This window comes from Rathayibacter sp. VKM Ac-2929, from assembly GCF_022815495.1.
Classification (GTDB): domain Bacteria; phylum Actinomycetota; class Actinomycetes; order Actinomycetales; family Microbacteriaceae; genus Rathayibacter; species Rathayibacter festucae.
In genome coordinates, this window is record NZ_JALGRV010000004.1 from 264,558 (window position 1) to 287,117 (window position 22,560).

The window sequence follows — 22,560 nt, forward strand, 5'->3', positions numbered from 1 at the left end:
GCGATAGTCTTCGCGCGCCAGCTTCACAGCTCACCCTCCCCGCTATCGACGCGCCCTCGGGCGCAGAACAACGGAGCACCCCCTCAATGAGACGAGCGAAAATCGTCGCCACCCTCGGCCCGGCAACGTCGTCGTACGAGACCATTCGTGCGATCATCGACGCCGGCGTGGACGTGGCCCGCATGAACCTCAGCCACGGCAGCTACGACGTGCACGAGGGCATCTACCGCCTCGTGCGGAAGGCCGCCGAGGACTCCGGTCGCGCCGTCGCGATCATGGTCGACCTGCAGGGTCCCAAGATCCGCCTCGGCAAGTTCGAGGGCGGTCCGTACCCCCTCGTCGAGGGCGACGTCTTCACCATCACCACCGAGGACGTCCTCGGCACCAAGGAGCTCTCGGGCACCACGTTCAAGGGCCTGCCCGACGACGTGAACCCCGGCGACATGCTCCTGATCGACGACGGCAAGGTCGCGGTCCGCGTCACCGCCGTCGAGGGCCCCCGCGTCATCACCGAGTGCGTCGTCCCCGGCAACATCTCGAACAACAAGGGCATCAACCTGCCCGGCGTCGCGGTCAACGTGCCCGCGCTGTCGCAGAAGGACGAGGACGACCTCCGCTGGGCCATCCGCCTGGGCGCGGACATCATCGCGCTCTCCTTCGTGCGCAACGCCAGCGACATCGTCCGCGTGCACGAGATCATGGCGGAGGAGGGCCGCAAGGCTCCCGTCATCGCCAAGATCGAGAAGCCGCAGGCGGTCGACAACCTGCAGGAGATCATCGACGTCTTCGACGGCATCATGGTCGCCCGCGGCGACCTCGGCGTCGAGCTGCCCCTCGAGGCCGTGCCGATCGTGCAGAAGCACGCCGTCGAGCTCGCCCGCCGCTGGGCCAAGCCCGTCATCGTCGCCACCCAGATGCTCGAGTCGATGATCGAGAGCCCGCGCCCCACCCGCGCCGAGGCCTCCGACGTCGCCAACGCCATCCTCGACGGAGCCGACGCGGTCATGCTCTCCGGCGAGACCAGCGTCGGCGCCTGGCCGGTCGTCACCGTTCAGACGATGGCCCGCATCGTCGAGTCCACCGAGGAGCACGGCCTCGAGCGGATCCCCCCGCTCGGCAGCAAGCCGCGCACCCAGGGCGGCTCCGTCACCCTCGCCGCCGCCGAGGTCGCCGAGTTCGTCGAGGCCAAGTTCCTCTGCGTCTTCACCGAGTCCGGCGACTCCGTCCGCCGCATGACCCGCCTGCGCCACGGCATCCCGATCATCGGCTTCACCCCCGAGCCCTCGGTCCGCCGCCGCATGGCGCTCAACTGGGGCGTCCAGTCCTACGTCACGCCCCGCGTGAACCACACGGACGCCATGTTCGCCCAGGTCGACGCCGTCCTCCTCCGCGAGAACCTCGCGAAGGCCGGCGACACCGTCGTCGTCGTCTCCGGATCGCCCCCCGGACGCGCCGGCACCACCAACGACATGCGCGTGCACGTCGTCGGCTCCTCCAGCTCCTCCGAGCCGGTGGAGAACTGGGACCACTGAGTCTCTGCAGAAGGGCCCGGTCGCCAGCGCGACCGGGCCCTTCTGCGACGGACTCCGCGTTCCTCGTCGTCCGTCGGCGGTCGGCTTCGCGACGGGGTGCGCTGGTGGGAGCCGGTCGCGTTCCGGGTACGACGATCCGCTGGCACGCGGATCGCCGGTGGCCCTGCGGAGCGGCGGCCGGTCTGCAGGGGTGGCGACCCCTTCGGGGCGCCACGCTCCCGAGCGGGGGTGGGTGCTCCCGCTCCTGCTGATCGAGCAGCCGCGCGTCCATGCTGGTCGAGTAGCCGCGCAGCGGCGTATCGAGACCCACGCCCGCCAGCGCGTCGGGTGCAAGGGCCGCGGCCCCTTCGGGGCGCGAGCCGCTCCTCGCCGCATGAGCAGCTGCCGACCCCGGCCGAGCGTGCACAGCGGCTCCTTCAGAGGGGCGTGCCTTCCATGCTGGTCGAGTAGCCGCGTGGCGGCGTATCGAGACCCGGCGTCTTCGGCAGGGCGGGTCTGCTGACTCGTTCGGGCGCGGGTGGATCTCGATGCGCCCGTTCCGCGGGCTGCTCGATCGGCATGCTCGTGCCCGACGATGCGGTGCGATCCTCGCGGGCGTCGCCGCCGGTCCGGGGGCGGCTGCGGGCCGCGCTAGCGTGGGGGCATGCGACTCGGCGTGCTCGACATCGGCTCCAACACGGTCCATCTGCTGCTCGTCGATGCGCACCCGGGGGCGCGTCCCGTGCCGTACCGGTCGCACAAGCGCAGCCTCGCGCTGGTCGCCTTCCTGGACGCCGCCGGCGACATCACGGAGGAGGGGCAGCGCGAGCTGATCTCCTTCGTCGCCGAGGCGCACGAGGTCGCCCGCCGCCACCGCGCGGAGGACCTGCTCGCCTTCGCCACCTCCGCGATCCGCGAGGCCGGCAACGGCGCCGCGGTGCTCGAGCGCGTCCGCACCGAGACCGGCGTGCACCTCCAGGAGCTCGGCGGCGAGGCCGAGGCGTCCGCGACCTTCCTCGCCGTGCGCCGCTGGTTCGGCTGGGGCGCCGGCTCGATCCTCGACCTCGACATCGGCGGCGGCTCCTTCGAGCTGTCGATGGGCGTCGACGAGGTGCCCGAGCTCGCCGTCTCGGTGCCGCTCGGAGCCGGCCGCGTCACCCGCGACCTCCTCGACGGCGACCCCGCCTCCGCCACGAGCGTCAAGGCCGCCCGCCGGCACGCCCGCGAGGTGCTCGCCGAACCCGTCCGCGCCTTCCTCGCCCTCGGCACCCCCGACCTCGTGGCCGGCACCTCGAAGACCTTCCGCTCCCTGGCCCGGATCGCCGGCGCCGCTCCCAGCGCCGCGGGCCCGCTCGCCCGCCGCGAGCTGCACCTCGTCGACCTGCGGCTCTGGTCCTCCCGCCTCGCCGCGATCAGCGCGGCCGACCGCTCGGCGCTGCCCGGTGTCTCCACGCTCCGCGCCCCGCAGCTGCTGGCCGGCGCGCTCGTCGCCGAGGCGGCCATGGAGGCGCTGCACGTCGAGACGCTCGTGATCTGCCCGTGGGCGACCCGCGAAGGCCTGATCATCCGCCGCTTCGAGCTCCTCGACGCGCAGCTGCAGCGCGAGGAGCCTCAGCTGAGCGTGATGCTGTAGGAGAAGGCGCGCTGCTCGCCCGGGGCGAGCACGAACTGCCGCGGCTTGTCGACGATGTCGCCGTCCCAGCCCTCCGGCGTCGGCACGCTCCGCCACGGCTCGATGCAGACGAACGGCGCGCCGACCGGCTTCCAGACGCCGACGACGTCGAAGTCGCCGCTGTCGACCGCGATCGAGCGCGCGCCGTCGGCCTCGAGCGTCAGCGTGCGGCGGCGGGGCTCGTCGAAGATCAGCACGCCCTCCTCGAAGTGCGCGTCGTCCACCGTGAGCACGCCGTCCTCCAGCGGCGCCGGGTGGCGCTCGGCGACGAGCAGGTTCTCGGGAGCCCGGCGGAAGCCCTCCGGCTCGGGCTGCGCGAAGCGGATCCGGTGATCACCGGTCGCGCCGGGCAGCGGCAGGGCGAACGCCGGGTGGTTGCCGACCGAGGCGCCGAGCGGCTCCGTGCCGCGGTTCTCGACGGTCTGCGTGATCCGCAGCGTCGATCCGGTCACCGCGTAGGCGATCAGCAGCGACCAGTCGAAGGGGAACACCGCGCGGGTCGCGTCGTCGCTGCGCAGCCGGAAGACGGCCTCGTCGCCGCCGACGCCGGCCAGCTCGAAGACGCGGTCGCGCGCGAAGCCGTGCTGGCCCATCGGGTGGTCGCGGCCGTCGTGGTGAAGGGTGTCGCCCGGCAGCCGCCCGATGATCGGGAAGAGCACGGGCGCGTGCCGGCGCCACTCGGGTCCGGCCTGCCAGAGGTACTCGCGGTTCTCGGTGTCGCGGAGGGAGGTCATCTCGGCGCCCGCGGTCGTCAGCGCCACGCGCAGCTCGTCGCTGCCGATCGCGAGGACGGTGGGGGCGGGGGAGTCGTTGCTGCTCATCCTCCGATTCTGCCGCTGACCCGGGCCGGCGCGGGGACCGGCGCCGCACCGACCGAGGATCGGTGTCGGACCGGCGTGACAGCATGGGGCGATGCCTCCCGAGAAGTCCGCCGCCTCCTGGCGCGCCCGTGTGGGCGAGCTCAGCGGCGGCGAGCCCGGAGAGCCGACTCCGACGCTCACGCCGATCGGCCTGCAGTTCGAGTTGCGCCGCCTCGTCCGGCGCGTGGACGACCCGTGGCGCGCGCCGACGAGCGAGCGCGTCACCGCGGCGACCTACGACCCCGCCGAGCGTGACGACCACCGCCTCGCCACCCGCCCGGTCGTGCCGGGCCGCGGCGGCGCCTGGAACCGGACGACCCTCACCTGGAAGTCGCTCAACTTCCAGACCCACCGGCTCTCGCTGGATCCGGCGCATCAGCGCTGGTTCGCCGAGTTCGCCGCGCTGCACCGGGCCACCCGCACCGTGCACCTCGGCCAGGACCCGGACTGGATCCACCTCGACGACTACGAGAGCCCGCTGCTCTGGCGCCTGCTCGAGCAGGCGGAGGGCCTGCGCATCCTGCTGCTCACCACCGGCGCGGGTGCTCTCGCGCGCTCCGCCTCGGCGCATGTCGCCCTGGTCGCCTCCGAGCTGGCGGGCGCCCTGGAGCTCACCCCCGTCCTCCGGCTCGACGCCGGCGAGCGCCCGCTCGAGGCCGCGAGGCCCATCTCCCGGCACGGCGTCTACCTGGTGGAGTCCGGCGACCCGACCGCGCTGCTGCTCGCGCCGACCCCGCAGCCGCTCGACGACGAGGAGCTGCGGCTGCTCCGCCATCCCGAGCCGACGGGTATCCCGGCGGAGGACGTCGCCGAGTTCCTGGCGGAGCACCTGCCGACCCTGCGCGGCCGAGTCGCTGTGCGGGGCGCGGACGCCGGCGTGGAGCTGGACGAGCCAGAGCCGCCCCGGCTGGTCTGCACCGTCTCGTTCGAGCCGCGCCGCGTCGTCCGCGTCGGCTTCCACTGGCGGCGCAGCCCCGACCGTGCGCGCGAGCTCGACGATGCCGACGACGACGCGCTCGAGGACTCGATCCTCCGCCGCGCCCGGACCGTCCTGGCCGCCGCGCAGTCGGACGTCGTCCCCGACGTCGACCGGCCGGCGGTCCTGCGCGGCGCGGCGGCGGCGGTCTTCGTCGTCGAGCAGCTGCCGCTCCTCGAGAACGTCGGCGGCGTGCGGATCGAGCGCGAGGGGAAGCAGCCCGACTACCGGCTGCTCAACGGACCGCTCACCCTCACGCTCACCGCGGCCGACACCGAGAGCGCCGACTGGTTCGACCTCGGCGTCGTCGTCACGATCGGCGACGCGAGCGTCCCCTTCGGCCCGCTGTTCCGCGCGCTCGCGAACGGCGGCGACCGGATCCGGCTCGTGGACCACTCCTACCTCTCGCTCGCGCATCCCGGCCTCGACCGGCTCCGCGAGCTGCTGCAGCGCGCCGACGAGCTGGAGGAGTGGGAGACCGGCCCGCGGATCGGCCGGCACCAGACCGCGCTCTGGGAGGAGCTGGACGAGCTCGCCGACGCGAGCACCGCCTCCGATGCCTGGAAGGTCGTGCTCGACAACGCTCTGGCCGCGGGTGCGCCGGTCGACGTCGAGCCGCCGGCCGGCCTCACCGGCGAGCTGCGCTCGTACCAGCGCGAGGGCTATTCCTGGCTCGTGCACCGCCGCCGCCATGGGCTCGGCGGGATCCTCGCCGACGACATGGGGCTGGGCAAGACGCTGCAGACCCTCGCGATGATGCTGCAGGCGGTGGAGGAGGCGCGCGCCGCCGGAGTCCGCGCCGCGCCGTTCCTCGTGGTCGCGCCGACCTCCGTGCTGCCCGGCTGGCTCTCGGAGGCGGCCCGCTTCGCCCCGTCGCTCCGGGTCGCGGCGGTGACCAGCACTCGGGACGGGCGCGGCGACACGCTCGCCGCCCTGCCGGCCGACCTCGACGTCGTGGTCACCAGCTACGCGGTGCTCCGCCTGGCCGGTGAGCAGTGGGCCGAGCGGCAGTGGTCGGCCCTCGTCCTCGACGAGGCGCAGTTCGTGAAGAACCCGTCCTCGCAGGCGCACCGGGCCGCTCGCGGCGTCGGCGCGCCGATCACCCTCGCGCTCACCGGCACGCCGCTCGAGAACTCGCTCGACGAGCTGTGGGCGGTCCTCGCGCTGACCGCGCCCGGCCTCCTGCCGTCGCTGCGGCGCTTCCGGGAGGAGTTCACCCGCCCGATCGTGCACGCGGACGAGCCGGTCGGCATCGTCTCGCCGGACCTGTCGGCGGGGCGCACGGTCTCGCACTCCGAGGGAGCGCGGCGGCGCCTCGACCGGCTGCGCCGCCGGATCCGCCCGTTCCTGCTGCGCCGGACGAAGGAGGCGGTGGCGCCCGAGCTGCCCGAGAAGCAGGAGCAGACCCTCGAGGTCACCCTCGCTCCGAGCCACCGGGTGCTCTACGACGGCTATCTGCAGCGCGAGCGGCGGAAGCTCCTCGGGCTGGTCGACGACCTCGACCGCCAGCGCTTCACCGTGTTCCGCTCGCTCACGCTGCTCCGCCTGCTCGCCCTGGACGCCTCGCTGGTCGATCCCGCGTACCGGCACGTGCCCTCGGCCAAGCTCGACGCGCTGATCGAGCAGCTCGACGACGTGCTGGCGGAGGGGCGCCGGGCGCTCGTCTTCAGCACCTTCACCTCGTACCTGGAGCGCGCGGCCGAGCGGCTGCGGCGGCGGGGGATCCCGTTCGTGCAGCTCGACGGCTCCACCCGCGACCGGGGTGCGGTGATCGACGAGTTCCGCTCCGGAGCCGCGCCGGTGTTCCTGATCAGCCTGAAGGCGGGCGGAACCGGGCTCACGCTGACCGAGGCCGACCACGTCTTCATCCTCGACCCCTGGTGGAACCCCGCCGCCGAGGCCCAGGCGGTGGACCGCGCGCACCGGATCGGCCAGGAGCGCCGGGTCAACGTCTACCGGCTGGTGGCGAAGGACACGATCGAGGAGAAGATCGTCCGGCTGAAGGAGCGCAAGGCGCGCCTGAGCACGGCCGTCCTCGACGAGGGCGAGCTGTTCGCCCAGGCGCTCACCGCCGACGACCTGCGCGAGCTGCTGGGGGAGTGAGGCGGGCCCGGCACCCCCGGCGTGATCCGAGGACCTCGGACGAGCCCGGCGGCCCGGGAACCTCCTGCCCTGTAGCACCCCTGGCGGAGTGAGGGAAGAGACGGTCGCACCCAGGATCCGAGCGCAGACTCGATGGATGAGTCGACGCCGTCCCCGCCCCCGCCCCGACTGGGTCGCCGCCCTCGAGACGGGCGACGACGCGGGCCTCTTCGGCCCCGGCAGCGCCGTCTGGGCCGTCAACGGCGCGATGCCGACGATGGTCGCCGGCGTCCGCGCCCTGCTGATGCAGACGCTGCACGCGGGCGCGATGGCCGGCGTGCACGACCACTCCCGCTACCGCGAGGACCCGATGGGCCGCCTCGACAACACCGTGCGCTGGGTGCTCACCACCAGCTTCGGCGACACCGCCACCGCCTCCGGAGCCGCCCGCTGGGTGACCGGCGTGCACGAGCGGATCGTCGGCACCTACCAGGACGCGACCGACGTCGAGCGGCACTACTCGGCGCAGGATCCGCGGCTGCTGCTCTGGGTGCACGACGCCTTCACCGACGCGTTCCTCGGCGCGCACCAGCTGTGGGGCGGCCCGATCCCGGGCGGTGCCGACGCCTACGTCCGCGAGTGGGCCGCGTCCGGCCGCCTGCTCGGGGTGGAGAACCCGCCCGAGAGCGTCACCGAGCTGCGCGAGCAGCTGGCCGGGTTCGCGGGCGAGCTGCGTCCCGACGAGCGCGTGCACGAGGCGGTCGAGTTCCTCCGGACGGTGAAGCTCCCCGGGGAGGCCGGGCTGATCTACCCGCTGCTCTTCGCCGGCGCCACCGCCTCGCTGTCGCCCGAGGTGCGCCGCCTCCTCGGCCTCCGCCGCCCGTGGTGGCCTGCGATCACCGCGACCCGCCTGCTGATGCGCTCCCTCGAGCTGTACCTCGGCCGCGTCTCGCCCAGCGAGCGCGCCGCCCGCACCCGCCTCGGCCGCCTCGCCGCGACCCGCACCGCCGCGAGCTGACCCGGGCTCGGACTCCGCCGTTCTGCCGCGGCCCATTCCACGCACTTCCGGCTCACGGAATCGCTCCCGGCACGCCGGAACCGCTCGTTCCCGCGTGCCGAACCCGCTTCCACGAGCCGGAGGTGGCGCGTGGAGCAGCCGACTGCCCGGTCGGCTCGCAGAATCACGTCCGGCACGTCGGATCGGCGCGTTCCCGCGCGCCGAAGCCGGTTTCGCGAGCCGGAGGTGGTGCGGGGAGTGGCCGCGTACCCGTTCGGCTCGCGGATTCACGTCCGGCACGTCGGATCGGCTCGTTCCCGCGTGCCGAAGGCGGTCTCGCGAGCCGGAGGTGGTGGGGGAGTAGCCGCGGGCAGGTTCGGCTCGCGGAATGACGCTCGGCTCGCCGTACCTGCTGGTCTCCGCGTGCCGAGGCCGGTTCCGCGTGCCACAGGTGATGGCGCGAGCAGCCGCGCACGCCTCCGGCTCGCTGAAACGCGTCGGGCACGACGGATCCACCGGATCCCGCGTGCCGAACCGCTTCTCGCGAGCCGGAGTCGACCGGCACACCAGTTCTCCGGGTTTTCCGAACACCTGTCCGGGAAGTGGTAGACTGTCGGAGATGTCTTCCGCTCGAGCCGCCTCTCCGCACGGAGTGGAGGCACCCGTCACCCCGGGGCCCGCGTCGGCCGATCCGCGCACGCGCCGCACCCGGCGCCGGGTCTTCGACGCGGTCGAGCGGCTCGTCATGCAGACCGACGGCGGCCGTGCCGAGGGCATCGCGGTCAGCGACATCGTCCGCGAGGCCGGCATCAGCCGCAGCTCGTTCTACTCGCACTTCGAGGACGCGGCCGCTGTCGCCTCCGCCCTCCTCCGCGAGGACCTCGTCGTCGCGGACGTCGCCGCTCCCGACCCCGCGGACCGCACCGGCGCCCGCGCGCTCCGCCGCGGCTACGTCCGCCTCGTCGACCGGCTGGTCGACCGGCACGCCTTCCACGCCCGGCTCCGCGCCCGCGCCTCGGCCCGGGTCGCCTCGGACGACGCCGTCCTCGACACCGTGCTCGCCCTCCACCGCGAGGTGCTCGCCCGCGTCGACGCCCCGGCCGGCGTCGACCCCGAGCTGACGGCGACCTTCGCGGCCGGCGGCGTGCTCGCCGTGGTCGGCGCCTGGCTCGCGGGCGGACTCGACGGCACCGACGAGGAGCTCGTCGAGCAGCTCGTCGCGCTCCTCCCGCCCTGGCTGGCCGACGCGCCGCTGCGGGCCCCGGACTCCTCCTCCCTCCCACCACGCCCCACGATGAAAGGCACGACATGATGACATTCGAGGTCGGCGAGACCCTGGTCTACCCGCACCACGGAGCGGTGACGATCACCGGGCTCGAGAAGCGCTCGGTCAAGGGCGTCGAGAAGACGTTCATGACGATGAACGTGCACACCAGCGAGCTCACGATCACCCTGCCCGTCGAGAACGCCGAGCTCGTGGGGGTCCGCGAGATCATCGACGACGCCGGCGTGCAGGCCGTCTACGACGTGCTCCGCAGCGACGTGGCCGAGGAGGCCAGCAACTGGTCGCGCCGGTTCAAGGCCAACCAGGAGAAGATGGCGAGCGGCAGCGTCTACCGCGTCAGCGAGGTCGTCCGCGACCTGTGGCGCCGCGAGCAGGCCGGCGGAGTCTCGGCCGGCGAGAAGCGCATGCTGCTGAAGGCCCGCCAGATCCTGGTCTCGGAGCTCTCGCTCGCGCTGAAGGCCACGGACGAGGAGGCCTCCGCGAAGCTCGACGAGGTCCTCGCCTCGGCGATCTGATCCGCCCGACGGCGCGTCCACCCTCCGGGGCGGGCGCGCCGTCGGCGTCTCCGGGCCCCGGCTCGCGGCCGCCGTCAGCCGTCCTAGGCTGGTGGAGCCGGCCGGACGCGGTCGCGCGCAGGGGAGCGGACGGGAGCGCGGTCGATGACGGCATCGGACGAGGCGACGAGAGCCGCCGCCGCGCTGCAGGAGCTGCTCGCGCAGACCGTCGTCGAGCTCGAGCTCCGCGGTGTGCCCGATCAGGCCCTCGCCGAGCTCCGCCGGCCGCGCGCGATCCTCGGCTTCCGCCGCGCGCCCGTGATGGCCCCGGTCACCCGGGCCTGGCGACTCGGCGTCCTGCTGCTCGGGCACGACGGCGACGTCTTCGCGACCGGCTCGGTGACCCGCTCCGTGGCCCCGCTGCACGCCAACAACCAGTCGGAGTCGCAGGAGGCGCGCCGGGAGATCCGGAAGGCCGCCTTCGACGGACCCTTCCAGGAGGGCGAGATCGTCAACCACGGCTGGCGCCGCCTGGCGATCGACGCCGAGAGCCTCGCCGCCGGTCAGGAGCCGCTGTCGCTCCGCGGCGCACGGGTGGTGGTCCGCTGGGCACCCGGCCTCGGCGAGCAGGGACTCATGCCGCTCGAGCGCTACCTCGCCGACCGGCTCGACCTGCTCGAGGGGGCGTAGGAGCCGACCGCTCCGGCCGGCTCCGCCGCGTCACTCCGCAGCGTCACTCCGCTGCGTCACTCCTCTTCGGCGACCGGGTGGAACCAGGGCGGGTAGACCGCGACGCGGGGAGAGGCCCCGCTGTTCTCGAACATCGCCTTGACCTTGTTCTTCATCGTGACGGACGGCACGCCGACGACGGCGATCTCCTCGATCGGGAAGCGGTCCGGCACGAGCGCCTCGGCGCTGCGCAGGGCGGGCTCGTCGACGAGGAGCCGCGCGAAGGTGCGCACGAGCGCGTCGCCCTCGGTGAAGCGGGTGAGCACGTGCGACGCGTCGCCGTCGCTCAGCACGGGCGCGGAGGACAGCGAGCCGACCAGGACGACGAACTGCGACGCGGTGGTGGTGTGCGCGCGGGGCGACCAGTGCGGGAGCACGCGGTCGCCGCGGAGGTCGGCCCAGAGCGCGGCGTCGGGGGAGAGGAAGAACGGGACGTAGCCGGCGACGCTGACGCCGTCCTTGACCTGGACGGCGCGGCGGTGCTCGCGGGTCGTCTCGGCGCTGACGTCGACCGCGGGGCGGCCTTCGAGGTTCTGGTCGGCCAGGACGGCGCCGGCGGCGACGATCGCCTCGAGGTTGTCGAGGTGGGTCACGTGGTAGATGCGCTGCGCGGTGATGTCCACCTGCGGGAGCGGCTTCTCGCGGGCGGTGCCGCGGGCGGCGGCGCGAGCGGTGGCCGCGCGGGACGTGCCGGGCACGCGCACCGGAGCCCGGGTGCGGCCCTGCGGCTCGGGGAGCTTGGCGGGGGAGCAGACGTCGCAGAGAGCGATGTCCAGACCGTGGATGCATTCTTCGGGCACGCGTGTAATCCTTCTGCGCGCGGTCTCGGGATTCCGGCGCAAGGTCGACGTTACGCGACCGCGGCGACCCCGTGCCGTCCCGGCGGTGATCCGCGGACCTCCGACGTGCCCGGCCGCGCATCGCCTGGGAGCGGGCGAGGCGCTGGGGCGGGCCCGCGTAGCGTGGGCCGGATGAAGCGCACACCCCCCGCCGAGGGACAGGAATCCGTCTGGGACTACCCGCGACCGCCCAGGGTCGAGCCGACCGCCGAGCACGTCGTGGTCCGGCTCGGCGGCGTCGTCGTCGCCGACACCCGGGAGGCGTTCCGCGTCCTCGAGACCAGCCACCCGCCCGTCTACTACCTGCCGCGCAGCGCGTTCGCCGACGGCGCGCTCGAGCCCGCCCCCGGTCGCAGCATCTGCGAGTTCAAGGGCGCGGCCTCCTACCTGACGGTGCGCGGCGGCGAGGCCGTCGCCGAGGCGGCCGGCTGGATCTACCCCGAGCCGATGCCGGGCTTCGAGCAGCTCGTCGACACGGTCGCGCTCTACCCGGGGCGGATGGACTCCTGCACCGTCGACGGCGAGACCGTGCAGCCGCAGCCGGGGGACTTCTACGGCGGCTGGATCACCTCCCGCGTGGTCGGACCGTTCAAGGGCGCGCCGGGGACGATGTTCTGGTGACGCTCCGGCGGCTCCGTCGTAACGCCGGGTAACCGCCCGACGCGCCGCCCTCCTCCTCTGCCACGGTGGTGCCCACTGCCGGAGGGCGGGCACGAGGGAGGCGGATCATGGCACGGCACGGGCACGCGAGCGAGGACGGCTGGGGCTTCTCGACCCGGCAGCTGCACGCCGGAGCGGTCGAGGACGCGCTGCACGCGCGGCGCACCCCGATCTACCTCACGGCCGGCTTCAGCTTCGACTCCTTCGACGAGGCGCGCGACCGCTTCGCCGGCGCGGACGGCTACACCTACACGCGGGTCGGCAACCCGACCACCGACGCCGTCGAGCGCCGCCTCGCCGCCCTCGAGGGCGGCGTCGAGGCGCTCCTGGTCGGCAGCGGTCAGGCGGCCGTCTCGGTCGCCCTGCTCGCGCTCGCCTCGGCCGGAGACCACGTGGTCGCCGCCGCGAGCCTCTACGAGGGCACCCGCAACCTCCTGCTGGAGAACCTCGCCCGCCTCGGCGTCGGCGCCACGTTCGTCGAGGACGCCGACGACCCGCTCGCCTGGGCCGCCGCGATCACCCCGCGCACCCGCGCCGTCCTGATCGAGTCGATCCCGAATCCGCGCAACGACGTGGTGGACGTCCGGCTCGTCGCCGAGGTCGCGCACCGCGCCGGTGTCCCCGTCGTCGTCGACAACACCTTCGCGACCCCGTACCTCCTCCGCCCGCTCGAGCACGGGGCCGACATCGTCGTGCACTCGGCGAGCAAGTTCCTGGCCGGGCACGGCGCCGTCATCGCCGGCGTGATCGTGGACGGCGGCCGCTTCGACTGGCGCACGCCGCACTATCCGCACCTCGCCGCCGCGATCGAGCGCGGTGGCGACCCCGAGCGCGCCTTCGCCGACTACGCCCGCCACGTCGTCGCCGGTCGGATGGGGCCGACCGTCTCGCCGCTCACCGCTTTCCTGCTCGAGCAGGGCCTCGAGACGCTGTCGCTGCGGGTCCGCCACCAGTCGCGCAGCGCCCTCGCCGTCGCGCGCTGGCTGGAGGAGCGGCCCGAGGTCGCGAGCGTCGACTACAGCGGACTCGCCTCCAGCCCCTCGCACGCGCTCGCCCGCCGCCTGCTGCCGCGCGGGCAGGGCTCGGTCTTCTCCTTCACGCTGCACGGCGGCGAGGAGGCGGCGCGCCGCTTCTCCGACGCCCTCGGCCTCTTCACCCGGATGACCCACCTCGGCGACGTCCGCTCGCTCGTGCTGCACCCGGCCTCGACCACGCACGTCGGCCGCACCGCCGAGCAGCTCGAGGCCGCGGGGATCGGCCCCGGTCTGCTGCGGCTCTCCATCGGCATCGAGGACGTCGAGGACCTCCTCGCCGACCTCGAGCTCGGGCTGCGCGCCGCGGCCGTCCGGCCGCTCGTGCTGGCGGAGGCGTCGTGAGCCGGCCGCAGCACTTCGCCTGGTTCCTCTCCCGCGGCTTCGGGCCGCAGGCCTGGGGGCAGCCCGGCTGGGAGTGGGACCACTCCTGGACGACGGCGGAGGTCTACCGGCGCAGCGCTCGCGAGCTCGAGCAGGCCGGCTTCGACCTGGTCATCATCGAGGACGCGCTCTCGCTCGGGAACGCCGGCACCCTCGACCTCCGCATCCGCCGCGCCTACGGCGGGCCCAAGCACGACCCGCTGCTGCTCGCGCCGTCGCTCTTCGAGGCGACGCAGCACCTCGGCGTCGCGCCGACCGTCAATCCGATGGCCTACAGCCCGTACCAGGCGGCCCGCCAGTTCGCCACGCTCCAGCACCTCAGCGGCGGGCGCCTCGGCCTGAACGTGGTGACCGACGTCGGCAGCAGCCGGCACTTCGGCCTCGAGCCGCTGCCGCACGACGGCGCCTACGACCGCGCGCACGAGTGGCTCGACTCGCTGCGCGAGCTCTGGCGCAGCTGGGACGACGGCGCGCTGATCCAGGACGAGGCGACCGGCCGTTTCGCCGACGGCGACCGGCTGCACGCCCTGCACCACCGCGGGACGCACTACTCCTTCGACGGCCCGCTGAACGCGCTGCCGTTCGGCACCGGGTCTTCGGCGGGGGCCGCCGCCGGCCCGGGCGAGCCGGTCATCGTCTCGCCCGGCGGCTCGCCGCGCGGCATCGACTTCGCCGGCGCGCAGTCCGAGATCCAGCTGGCCCTCGCCTCGCTCGACACCGCGACGGTCCGCGCCTACCGCGAGCGGGCTCGCGCCGCGGCCGCCGCGCACGGCCGGAACCCCGACGACCTCACGATCCTGTTCGTCTTCAAGCCGATCATCGTCTCGAGCCGGGAGGAGGCGCAGCGCCTCGTCGACGCCTCCGCGCACCCCGACGACGCGGCGCTGCTCACCGCGGCGGCCGCCTGGTCGAGCGACCTCGAGACCGACCTGACCGCGCTGGACCTCGACCGCCCGGTCGACCCGTCGGTCTTCGGCGAGCACGTCTCGCGCGGCAGCATCGCCGGCCTCTACGGCGGTGCCGATGCCGACGCCCCGCTGCGCGCCCTGCTCACCGCCAAGGCGCGGCTCGGGCTGATCGCCGATCGCAGCGGCGTGGTGGGCACCGCGGAGGAGGTCGCCGACTTCGTCCAGGAGCTCGGCGACGACGCGGACAACGACGGCTTCGCGTTCTCCGGTGACTTCCACCCGGTGACGCTGCACCGGATGCTCGACGAGCTGGTGCCGATCCTGCGCCGCCGCGGGATCCTGCGGCGGGAGTACCCCGGGGGCGGTCTGCGCGGGAGCCTCGCGGAGTTCTGAGCGGCTCGGCCCGGTCGGTGTCTCGCTAGGAGTCCGCCGCCGGCTCGGCGATCAGGAGCGCACGGGCCGCCTCGAGACCGGACACCTCGAGCTCCCACTCCGGGCGGCGGAAGGTGTCGGGCGTGACGCGGAACCGGATCTCCTCGACCGCCACTCCGTCGGCGCCGACCGTGCGCTGGGTGCCGTTGGGCTCGTAGCCGAGCCCGGTCGACACCCGGATCGACGCCGTGTTCCACGCCAGCGCGCTGCTCTCTGCCACCTCCGCACCGAGGTGGTCGAAGGCGAGCAGGAGGGCCGCCGCCCGCATCTCCCGGCCGAGACCGCGCCCCTGCGCCGCGCGCGTGAGCCACGAGCCGGAGGAGACGGTGCGCCGCGCCGCGAACTCGTCGGCGAGCAGGTCCTGGCAGCCGATCACCGCGCCGTCCTCGACGATCGCGAAGGCCACGCGCCAGGAGTCCGGCCGCGTCGCTGCACGGAGCGACCACTGGTAGCGGGCGAGATCGGCGGGCAGCTGCTCGGCAGGCACTTCGGCCCAGGCCGCGGGGAACGGCGAGCGGCCGGGCTCGTGGATCCCGGCGACGGCGGCCGCGGCGAGGGCCGGCAGATCGGCGTCGCGGACCGGGTGCAGCTCGAGGCGCGGCGTGCGCAGCACGAGGGAGAAGAGCGGCCAGGCCGCCGAGGAATGGTCCATCCGACGACGCTAGCGAAGCGGCGACGCGCGCGGGGCGCCTGCGGTACCGGTGGTGGGACTCGAACCCACAAGCCCTCTCGGACAGAGCATTTTGAGTGCCCCGCGTCTGCCATTCCGCCACACCGGCTCATCACGAGCCTGTCGAGAATACCGTAGGCTCTTCGGCGTGACAGACCAGGAAACTCCGCAGACCGCACCCCGTCGGGTCGTCGTCGCAGAGGACGAATCGCTCATCCGCATGGACATCGTGGAGATCCTCCGCGACAACGGCTTCGAGGTCGTCGGTGAGGCGGGCGACGGCGAGACGGCCGTGGCCCTCGCCACCGAGCTGCGTCCAGATCTGGTGATCATGGACGTGAAGATGCCCCAGCTCGACGGCATCTCCGCCGCCGAGCGCCTCTCGAAGGCGCACATCGCTCCGGTCGTCCTGCTGACCGCGTTCAGCCAGAAGGAGCTGGTCGAGCGCGCGAGCGAGGCCGGCGCGCTGGCCTACGTGGTCAAGCCGTTCACGCCGAACGACCTGCTGCCGGCGATCGAGATCGCCCTCTCCCGCTACGCCCAGATCCTCACCCTCGAGGCCGAGGTCGCCGACATGGTCGAGCGCTTCGAGACCCGCAAGCTCGTCGACCGCGCCAAGGGCCTGCTCAACGAGAAGATGGGCCTCTCCGAGCCCGAGGCGTTCCGCTGGATCCAGAAGGCGTCGATGGACCGCCGCCTCACCATGCACGACGTCGCCCAGGCGATCATCGAGCAGCTCAGCCCCAAGAAGTAGGGCGGCGGCGGTCCGAGGGCCGCGCCGTCACGGCCAGAGGCGGGTGCGCTCCCACGGGGAGCCGCCCGCCTGCGTCGTTCCCGCGTCCGTCGCCCCCGCAGCGCCCGTCGCGCTGTACAGCAGGCGGGTGTGGTCCTGCTCCGCCCTGGTCGAGCCCTGCCAGAACTCGATCCGCTCGGGCACGACGCGATAGACGGCCCAGTCGCGGTCGAGCGTCGCGGGGGAGCAGGCGACGGCGACGCCGGTCTGCAGCGTCACCAGGTCGAAGTCCTCGGCGCGCTTCATCGGCTCGCTCTGCCGGCCGACCAGCAGTGCCGTGCGCGCGGCCTCCGAGCGCCGCTGGAAGTCCTTCTTCGACTCCTCGGCGGACGCGCGCTCGACGCGGCCCTCCACCCGGACCTGCCGGCCCTGCACCGGCCAGAAGAAGGTCAGCGCGGCGTGCGGGTTCGCCGCCATCGCGCGCCCCTTGGGGCTGGAGGCGTGGGTCGAGAACGCCCAGCCGGCGTCGTCGATGTCGCGCAGCACGAGCACCCGCGCCGAGACGGTCCCGTCGGCGTCGGCGGTCGAGAGCGTCGCGCCGTGGGGGAGGAGCTGGCCGGCGTCCTTCGCCGCCTCCAGCCACTGCCCGAACAGCTCGACGGGATCGGCGGGCGCCGCCTCCACCTCGAAGTCGGGCAGCTCGGACGGCATGGACGGCAGGGAGCGCAGCAGATCGCGGAAGGTCACGCCCCGAGCCTAGGTCGCCCGTCCCGCGGCGGCGGGGGCTTGCGGACCCGTCGCGGCCTCCTCGTCCGGAGCAGCCGGAGCAGCGAACTGCTCCGGCTCTGTCGCGTGACGACCGGCACAGGGCGACAGCGGTTGCACCCGGTCGGATCTCATTGCTATCAATGCCATACCCGAATGGTATTCGAGTGTCGCAGAGGTAACCCGCCTTCTCCGACGAAGACGCCGAGGCATCCGGGTGGAGAGATCATCGTTCGAGTTCGACGAGGCCCAGCGACCGCAGGTGCAAGCTTTCTCGTGCGATGTCGACGCAATGGAGCGCACGATGAAAACACTGACAAGGCCTTCCTCCGTTCTTCTCACCGCTCTCGTCTTCGCGGCCGCTGCGCTCGGGAGCGCCCCTGCGGAGGCGAGTCCACGATCGCTGTCGGAGTCGTCGGCGGCGAGTACCGCCGAGAACGGCAGGGACGCGCTGGACGCCCTGGACGAGCGTGACCTCCTGGCTTCCGGAGCGACGGGACCCGAAGCGGACTTCGTCGCGGACGAGTCCGTGCCCTCGCACGAGGGGATCCACTCGGAAGGAGGGCGTGACCTCGCCTCCGAGGAACTCGACGATGTCGATGGTCTGACGGTGTCCACTCCGCAGGGGTCCCTGTCGCTGGCACCGGTGACGGAATCGACCGGAGAGGAGGTGCAGCCCGGTGTCCTCCTCTACGAGGGCGAGCACGCCGACTACGTGCTCACCAGCTCTGAGAGGGCCGCGGCCGCCGCCGGCTACGTGGTCGTCAAGGGAGCGGAGGCGCCGGAGGAGTACCGCTTCGCGGTCACCGCTGCGGGCGCTGATGCGCACCTCGAGCTCACGAGCGGTGGCAGCATCACCGTCTCCGACTCGCTCGGGAACGTCGTCAACACGATCGCGGAACCGTGGGCGGTCGACGCCGACGGTGCTCCTGTCGACACCTGGTACGAGGTCGACGGCGCCGTCGTCGTCCAGCACGTGCAGCACGCGGGAGCCACCTATCCCGTCGTCGCCGATCCGAGTCTGGAATGCGATGCGGCCTTCTGCACCCTTCTGCTGAGCCGTTCCGACACTCACCGTCTGGCTAGCGAGTCCGGTGCCGTGACGGTCGTGTTGGCCCTCATCTGCGGTGGCGCCAGCTGGGCGTGCGAGCTGGGGGCGGCGGTCGCGATCGATGCCGCCAATCGTGCCGAGGACGAGGGCAAGTGCGTCGGCATCCGTCATCTGCACTATGTGGCGGTGGCTTCGTTCCCCGTCAGCGAGCCCTGCAAGGAGTGATTCCATGAGAAAGACGTCGACGACACCCGAGACACGATGGGGTGCACCTCGATCGAGGCTCGGCTTGATCGTCTTCACGGTGTGCCTGGTGTCGTTCTTCATCATCGGGGCGGTATTCCCCGAGGTACGGCACTCCTCTCCCCTGGTGACGCTTCTCGTCATGGTCCCGCTGCTGGCATTCGTTCCCCGAGCGATTCCGCTGGTCGAGAGATCGTGGCTTCTCGAGCGGACGACGCCCCGAGCGACATCTGCTTCGTACTACTCCCAGGGTGCTGTCGGGCTCGTGGGGGCGACGCTGGCACCCCTCGTCGATTCTCAGGCGCCGATCCTGGTCGCGGCGGGGCTGATGCTCGTCATCGGGTCGGTCGTCGTCGTGACCGTTCCCACCGCGCCCTGAACGGAACGGCCAGCGTGTGAGGTCGCCCGCAAGCGCCCGGGTCGCCCGTCGCGCTTGCGCGGCCGGGGTCGGCGGTGCGGGCACGCCCTAGCGGAGCCCGTCGTCCGCCGGCCCGCGGGCGGCCCGCGCCATTCAGCTCACGTCCGACGACAGGGCTGTACGGCCGAGGCGGGCCGCCGCGAGAACGGACGAGGCACGGGTGCAGGACCCGTCCTCAGACGGGGGAGTCTTTCGTTGCGCCCTGCGAACCGATCACGGGAGTCGACCCGGCGCGCGTCCCGGTCCAGGCTCGGACTGCTGCTCGTCACGGCGACCGTCGTGCTCGAGCTCATGCTGGGCGCCTGCCTGCCGGAGCTGGGGCGGACACCGCCGCTGGTGGTCCTCCCGGTCGTCGTCTCCCTCCTCGCGCTCCTGCCCCGAGCCTTCCCGGCCGTCGAGGACTCGTGGCTGCTGGAGCGCACGGCGGCGCGACCGATGGTCGTCGCGTGCTCGGCGGAGGTGACGGTCGCTCTCGCGGGGGCGCTCCTGGCGGTCGCCGTGGACTCGCCGAAGCCCCTCGTCGCGACGGCGGGCACGGTCCTCGTGCTCGGCTCCGTCGTCGTCGCCGTCGTCCCCGGTGCGGACTGAGCGGAGCGGTCAGCGCGCGTCGCGGAGGATGTTCGTGATGCGGACGGTGCTGAGGCGGCGGCCCTGCTCGTCGCGGACGACGATCTCATGGGTGGTGAGGGTGGAGCCGAGGTGGATGGCGTCGCAGGTGGCGATCACGTGGCCGTGGGTGATCGAGCGGCTGTGGCTCGCGTTCAGCTCGATGCCCATCGCGAGGCGTCCCGCGCCGGCGTGCACGTTCGCGGCGATCGAGCCCATCGACTCGGCGAGGACGACGTGCGCGCCGCCGTGCAGGATGCCGACCGGCTGGCGGTTGCCCTCGACGGGCATCGACGCGACCGAGTGCTCGGGGGTGAGCTCGTGCCAGACGATGCCCATCCGCTCGGCGAGCTCGCCCATGCCGCGCCCGATGTGCGCCTCGAGGTCGAGGGCGGGCGGGCGGACCCAGGGGGCGGCGGTCGCGGCGGCGGGGGCGGATTCGGTCACGGTGCTCCTCGTGCTGGGCCTCCCGGAGGCCCTCCGCCGACGGGCGGGACCGGGCCCGAACCGGTGTCGGAGGCGCTGTGTAGTCTTGCCCTGTGTCAGATCCGGAACAGCCTACCCTCCTGCTCATCGACGGTCATTCGCTCGCGTTCCGGGCGTTCTACGCCCTCCCGGTCGACAGCTTCCAGACCCGCGACGGGCAGCACACGAACGCCATCCACGGCTTCCTGTCGATGCTGATCCTGCTGCTGAAGAACGAGAAGCCGACGCATCTCGGCGTCGCCTTCGACATCTCCCGCTACTCGTTCCGCACCCGCGAGTACCCGGAGTACAAGGGCACCCGCGGCGAGACCCCGCCCGAGTTCAAGGGCCAGGTCCCCCTCCTCGAGGAGGCGCTGCACGCGATGAACATCCGCACCGTCTCGAAGGAGGACTTCGAGGCCGACGACATCCTCGCCACGCTCGCCCGCCAGGGCGCCGAGGCGGGCTTCCGCGTGCTGGTGGTCTCGGGAGACCGCGACACCATCCAGCTGGTCACTCCCGACGTCACCCTGCTCTACCCGTCGACCCAGGGCGTCTCGCAGCTCACCCGCTACGACCGCGACAAGGTCTTCGAGAAGTACGGCGTCGAGCCGCACCAGTACCCCGAGATCGCGGCGCTCGTCGGCGAGACGAGCGACAATCTGCCCGGCGTCGACAAGGTCGGCCCGAAGACGGCCGCCAAGTGGGTCAACCAGTACGGCACCGTCGCCGACATCATCGCCCACGCCGACGAGATCAAGGGCGTCGTCGGCGAGAAGCTGCGTGAGCAGAAGGAGAACGCGCTCCGCAACCGCCGGCTCAACCGCCTGATCACCGACGTCGAGCTGCCGCTCGGCCCGAACGACCTCGACCGCCGTCCGATCGACCCGGACGCGGTCCGCGAGATCTTCAGCCGGCTCGAGTTCAGGACGCTGCAGGAGCGCGTGCTCACGATCGCCGCCGACGAGGGCGTCGAGGGCGCGGCGGAGGCGCTCGCCGGCGACACCGTCGTCACCGCGGCTCCGGCCGTGCGGAACCTGGTCGACGAGGAGCTCGCGCACTGGCTCGCCCGCGTCTCTGCGAACGGCACCGTGCCCGTCGCCGTGCAGGTGCAGCTCGGCGAGGGCGGCCTCGAGGGCATCGGCCTGTCGGTCGAGGCGGAGTCGGCCTTCGTGCCCTGGGCGGCCGGCCGGCCCGACTACACCGCGCTCGAGGAGTGGCTCGCGAGCGACGCCCCCAAGTACTTCGCCGACGCCAAGCCGCAGGTCAAGGCGCTGCGCCGGGCCGGGCTCCCGGTGGCCGGACTCGCCTTCGACACCCGTATCGCGGCATGGCTCCTGCAGCCCACCGGTCACGCGGCGACGCTGCCGGCCCAGGTCCAGCAGTACCTCGACGAGGCGATGATCCAGGGCGACCCGAACCAGCTCGTCCCGACCGCCCCGCCGATCGGCCCCGCGACCGAGGCCTGGTACGCGCACCGCCTGGTCGGCGTGCAGACCGAGCTGCTCGGCGAGGGCATGCTCTCGGTGCTCGTCGACATCGAGCTGCCGATCGTGCAGGTCCTCGCGACGATGGAGCTCACCGGCGTCGCGATCGACGCCGAGGTGCTCGCGCGCCTCCGCGGCGAGCTCACCGCCACCTCCGTCGACCTCGCGAACCGCGCCTTCGCCGAGATCGGGCACGAGATGAACCTCGGCTCGCCCAAGCAGCTGCAGCAGGTCCTCTTCGAGGAGCTGGCGATGCCGCGCACCCGCGCGACGAAGACCGGCTACACGACCGACGCGTCCGCCCTGGCGGACCTGCAGGAGTCGCACCCGCACCCGTTCCTCGGTCTCCTGCTCGAGCACCGCGACGCGACCAAGCTCAAGCAGATCATCGAGACGCTGGAGAAGTCGGTCACCGCCGACGGCAGGATCCACACCAGCTACGACCAGACCGGCACCGCGACCGGGCGGATCTCGTCGAACGACCCGAACCTGCAGAACATCCCGGTCCGCAGCGAGGTCGGCCGCCGCATCCGCACCGCGTTCGTGCACGGCGAGCAGGCGAGCACCCTGATCACCGCCGACTACTCGCAGATCGAGATGCGGATCATGGCGCACCTCTCCGGCGACGCCGGCCTGATCGAGGCCTTCCACAGCGGCGAGGACCTGCACCGCTTCGTCGGCGCGCGGATCTTCGGCGTCGAGCCGTCGGACGTCACCTCGGCGATGCGCAACAAGGTCAAGGCGATGTCCTACGGGCTCGCCTACGGACTGAGCGCCTTCGGCCTCTCCAAGCAGCTGCGCATCTCCAGCAACGAGGCGAAGCAGCTGATGACCGACTACTTCGTTCGCTTCGGCGCGGTCCGCGACTACCTCCGCACGGTCGTCGAGCAGGCGCGGGAGACCGGCTACACCGAGACGATCTTCGGTCGCCGCCGTCCCTTCCCCGACCTCCAGAGCGGCAACCGCGTCCTCCGCGACAACGCGGAGCGCGCCGCGCTGAACTCCCCGATCCAGGGCTCGGCCGCCGACATCATGAAGATCGCGATGATCGGGGTCCAGGCCGACATCGGCGAGAAGGGCCTGGAGTCGCGGATGCTGCTGCAGGTGCACGACGAGCTCATCTTCGACGTGGTCCCCGGCGAGGAGGACGTGCTCGAGGAGGTCGTCCGCGCGCGGATGGCCGGCGCGGTCGATCTCTCCGTCCCGCTCGAGGTGCAGGTCGGCCACGGCTCCGACTGGGACGTCGCGGCGCACTGACGTCG

General features: G+C 73.0%; 20 protein-coding genes and 1 tRNA gene. 15 read left to right on the plus strand and 6 right to left on the minus strand.

Translation table 11 applies throughout. From position 1 onward, the window contains the following. Positions 1–86: 86 nt before the first annotated feature. On the plus strand, positions 87–1,532 hold the full coding sequence (gene pyk, locus MT355_RS13810; protein ID WP_243599956.1) for a pyruvate kinase: 1,446 nt from the start codon (positions 87–89) through the stop codon (positions 1,530–1,532). Between the two features lie 643 nt (positions 1,533–2,175). Continuing rightward, on the plus strand, positions 2,176–3,144 hold the full coding sequence (locus MT355_RS13815; RefSeq protein WP_243599957.1) for a Ppx/GppA phosphatase family protein: 969 nt from the start codon (positions 2,176–2,178) through the stop codon (positions 3,142–3,144). On the opposite strand, the gene MT355_RS13820 is transcribed toward MT355_RS13815, so the two are convergent. Next, positions 3,123–4,004 carry an aldose 1-epimerase family protein gene (locus MT355_RS13820; RefSeq protein ID WP_243599958.1) on the minus strand — a complete coding sequence of 294 codons (882 nt, stop codon included), beginning with the start codon at positions 4,002–4,004 and terminating at the stop codon, positions 3,123–3,125. The genes MT355_RS13815 and MT355_RS13820 overlap by 22 nt on opposite strands. A 91-nt stretch (positions 4,005–4,095) precedes the next feature. Here MT355_RS13820 and MT355_RS13825 point away from each other — a divergent pair, with 91 nt between their 5' ends. The 5 genes from MT355_RS13825 (at position 4,096) to MT355_RS13845 (ending at position 10,567) form a co-directional block, all read left to right on the plus strand. After that, positions 4,096–7,122: a DEAD/DEAH box helicase gene (locus tag MT355_RS13825; RefSeq protein WP_243599959.1), complete on the plus strand. Its 3,027-nt coding sequence runs from the start codon at positions 4,096–4,098 to the stop codon at positions 7,120–7,122. A 136-nt stretch (positions 7,123–7,258) separates the two neighbouring features. Next, positions 7,259–8,119 carry an oxygenase MpaB family protein gene (locus MT355_RS13830; protein ID WP_243599960.1) on the plus strand — a complete coding sequence of 287 codons (861 nt, stop codon included), beginning with the start codon at positions 7,259–7,261 and terminating at the stop codon, positions 8,117–8,119. 598 nt (positions 8,120–8,717) lie between these two features. After that, the gene (locus MT355_RS13835) at positions 8,718–9,410 is read left to right on the plus strand and encodes a TetR/AcrR family transcriptional regulator (protein ID WP_123446246.1); all 693 of its coding nucleotides are present in this window, start codon (positions 8,718–8,720) and stop codon (positions 9,408–9,410) included. Next, entirely contained in the window at positions 9,410–9,898 is a 489-nt protein-coding gene (locus tag MT355_RS13840; protein ID WP_123446565.1) for a CarD family transcriptional regulator, read from the plus strand. The genes MT355_RS13835 and MT355_RS13840 overlap by 1 nt, the downstream gene beginning before the upstream one ends. A gap of 144 nt (positions 9,899–10,042) precedes the next feature. Further along, entirely contained in the window at positions 10,043–10,567 is a 525-nt protein-coding gene (locus tag MT355_RS13845; protein ID WP_243599961.1) for a hypothetical protein, read from the plus strand. Between the two features lie 56 nt (positions 10,568–10,623). Here the strand turns inward: MT355_RS13845 and MT355_RS13850 are convergent, their stop codons facing one another. Continuing rightward, positions 10,624–11,406 (minus strand): DarT ssDNA thymidine ADP-ribosyltransferase family protein, encoded by a 783-nt coding sequence (locus tag MT355_RS13850; protein WP_159422559.1) that lies wholly within the window; start codon positions 11,404–11,406, stop codon positions 10,624–10,626. 171 nt (positions 11,407–11,577) lie between these two features. Here MT355_RS13850 and MT355_RS13855 point away from each other — a divergent pair, with 171 nt between their 5' ends. The 3 genes from MT355_RS13855 to MT355_RS13865 all read left to right on the plus strand — a co-directional run bounded on the left by MT355_RS13855 (position 11,578) and on the right by MT355_RS13865 (position 14,821). After that, a complete protein-coding gene (locus MT355_RS13855) occupies positions 11,578–12,066 on the plus strand; it encodes a DUF427 domain-containing protein (protein WP_243599962.1) in 489 nt (162 codons plus the stop codon). A gap of 107 nt (positions 12,067–12,173) precedes the next feature. Beyond that, on the plus strand, positions 12,174–13,481 hold the full coding sequence (locus MT355_RS13860; RefSeq protein ID WP_243599963.1) for an O-acetylhomoserine aminocarboxypropyltransferase/cysteine synthase family protein: 1,308 nt from the start codon (positions 12,174–12,176) through the stop codon (positions 13,479–13,481). Continuing rightward, on the plus strand, positions 13,478–14,821 hold the full coding sequence (locus MT355_RS13865; protein WP_243599964.1) for an NtaA/DmoA family FMN-dependent monooxygenase: 1,344 nt from the start codon (positions 13,478–13,480) through the stop codon (positions 14,819–14,821). The genes MT355_RS13860 and MT355_RS13865 overlap by 4 nt, the downstream gene beginning before the upstream one ends. A 25-nt stretch (positions 14,822–14,846) precedes the next feature. Here MT355_RS13865 and MT355_RS13870 read toward each other — a convergent pair whose 3' ends face one another. Together MT355_RS13870 and MT355_RS13875 are read right to left on the minus strand one after the other, a co-directional pair. After that, the gene (locus MT355_RS13870; protein WP_243599965.1) at positions 14,847–15,512 is read right to left on the minus strand and encodes a GNAT family N-acetyltransferase; all 666 of its coding nucleotides are present in this window, start codon (positions 15,510–15,512) and stop codon (positions 14,847–14,849) included. Positions 15,513–15,556: 44 nt separating this feature from the next. Beyond that, positions 15,557–15,639: transfer RNA gene (locus MT355_RS13875), tRNA-Leu, on the minus strand. A 39-nt stretch (positions 15,640–15,678) separates the two neighbouring features. Between MT355_RS13875 and MT355_RS13880 the strand changes: the two genes are divergently transcribed. Beyond that, positions 15,679–16,284, plus strand: a complete 606-nt coding sequence (locus MT355_RS13880) for an ANTAR domain-containing response regulator (RefSeq protein WP_123446252.1) — start codon at positions 15,679–15,681, stop codon at positions 16,282–16,284. A 27-nt stretch (positions 16,285–16,311) separates the two neighbouring features. On the opposite strand, the gene MT355_RS13885 is transcribed toward MT355_RS13880, so the two are convergent. Beyond that, the gene (locus MT355_RS13885; protein ID WP_243599966.1) at positions 16,312–17,010 is read right to left on the minus strand and encodes a pyridoxal 5'-phosphate synthase; all 699 of its coding nucleotides are present in this window, start codon (positions 17,008–17,010) and stop codon (positions 16,312–16,314) included. A gap of 235 nt (positions 17,011–17,245) precedes the next feature. Here MT355_RS13885 and MT355_RS13890 point away from each other — a divergent pair, with 235 nt between their 5' ends. From MT355_RS13890 to MT355_RS13900, 3 genes are all read left to right on the plus strand, one after another. Then, the gene (locus MT355_RS13890) at positions 17,246–18,304 is read left to right on the plus strand and encodes a hypothetical protein (RefSeq protein WP_243599967.1); all 1,059 of its coding nucleotides are present in this window, start codon (positions 17,246–17,248) and stop codon (positions 18,302–18,304) included. Between the two features lie 4 nt (positions 18,305–18,308). Beyond that, a complete protein-coding gene (locus MT355_RS13895) occupies positions 18,309–18,701 on the plus strand; it encodes a hypothetical protein (protein WP_243599968.1) in 393 nt (130 codons plus the stop codon). A 318-nt stretch (positions 18,702–19,019) separates the two neighbouring features. Next, a complete protein-coding gene (locus MT355_RS13900; protein ID WP_243599969.1) occupies positions 19,020–19,328 on the plus strand; it encodes a hypothetical protein in 309 nt (102 codons plus the stop codon). 9 nt (positions 19,329–19,337) lie between these two features. Here the strand turns inward: MT355_RS13900 and MT355_RS13905 are convergent, their stop codons facing one another. After that, complete coding sequence (locus MT355_RS13905; RefSeq protein ID WP_374204658.1) at positions 19,338–19,793, minus strand: PaaI family thioesterase; 456 nt, start codon at positions 19,791–19,793, stop codon at positions 19,338–19,340. Between the two features lie 92 nt (positions 19,794–19,885). Between MT355_RS13905 and polA the strand changes: the two genes are divergently transcribed. Continuing rightward, the gene (polA, locus tag MT355_RS13910) at positions 19,886–22,555 is read left to right on the plus strand and encodes a DNA polymerase I (protein ID WP_243599970.1); all 2,670 of its coding nucleotides are present in this window, start codon (positions 19,886–19,888) and stop codon (positions 22,553–22,555) included. Positions 22,556–22,560: the final 5 nt, after the last annotated feature.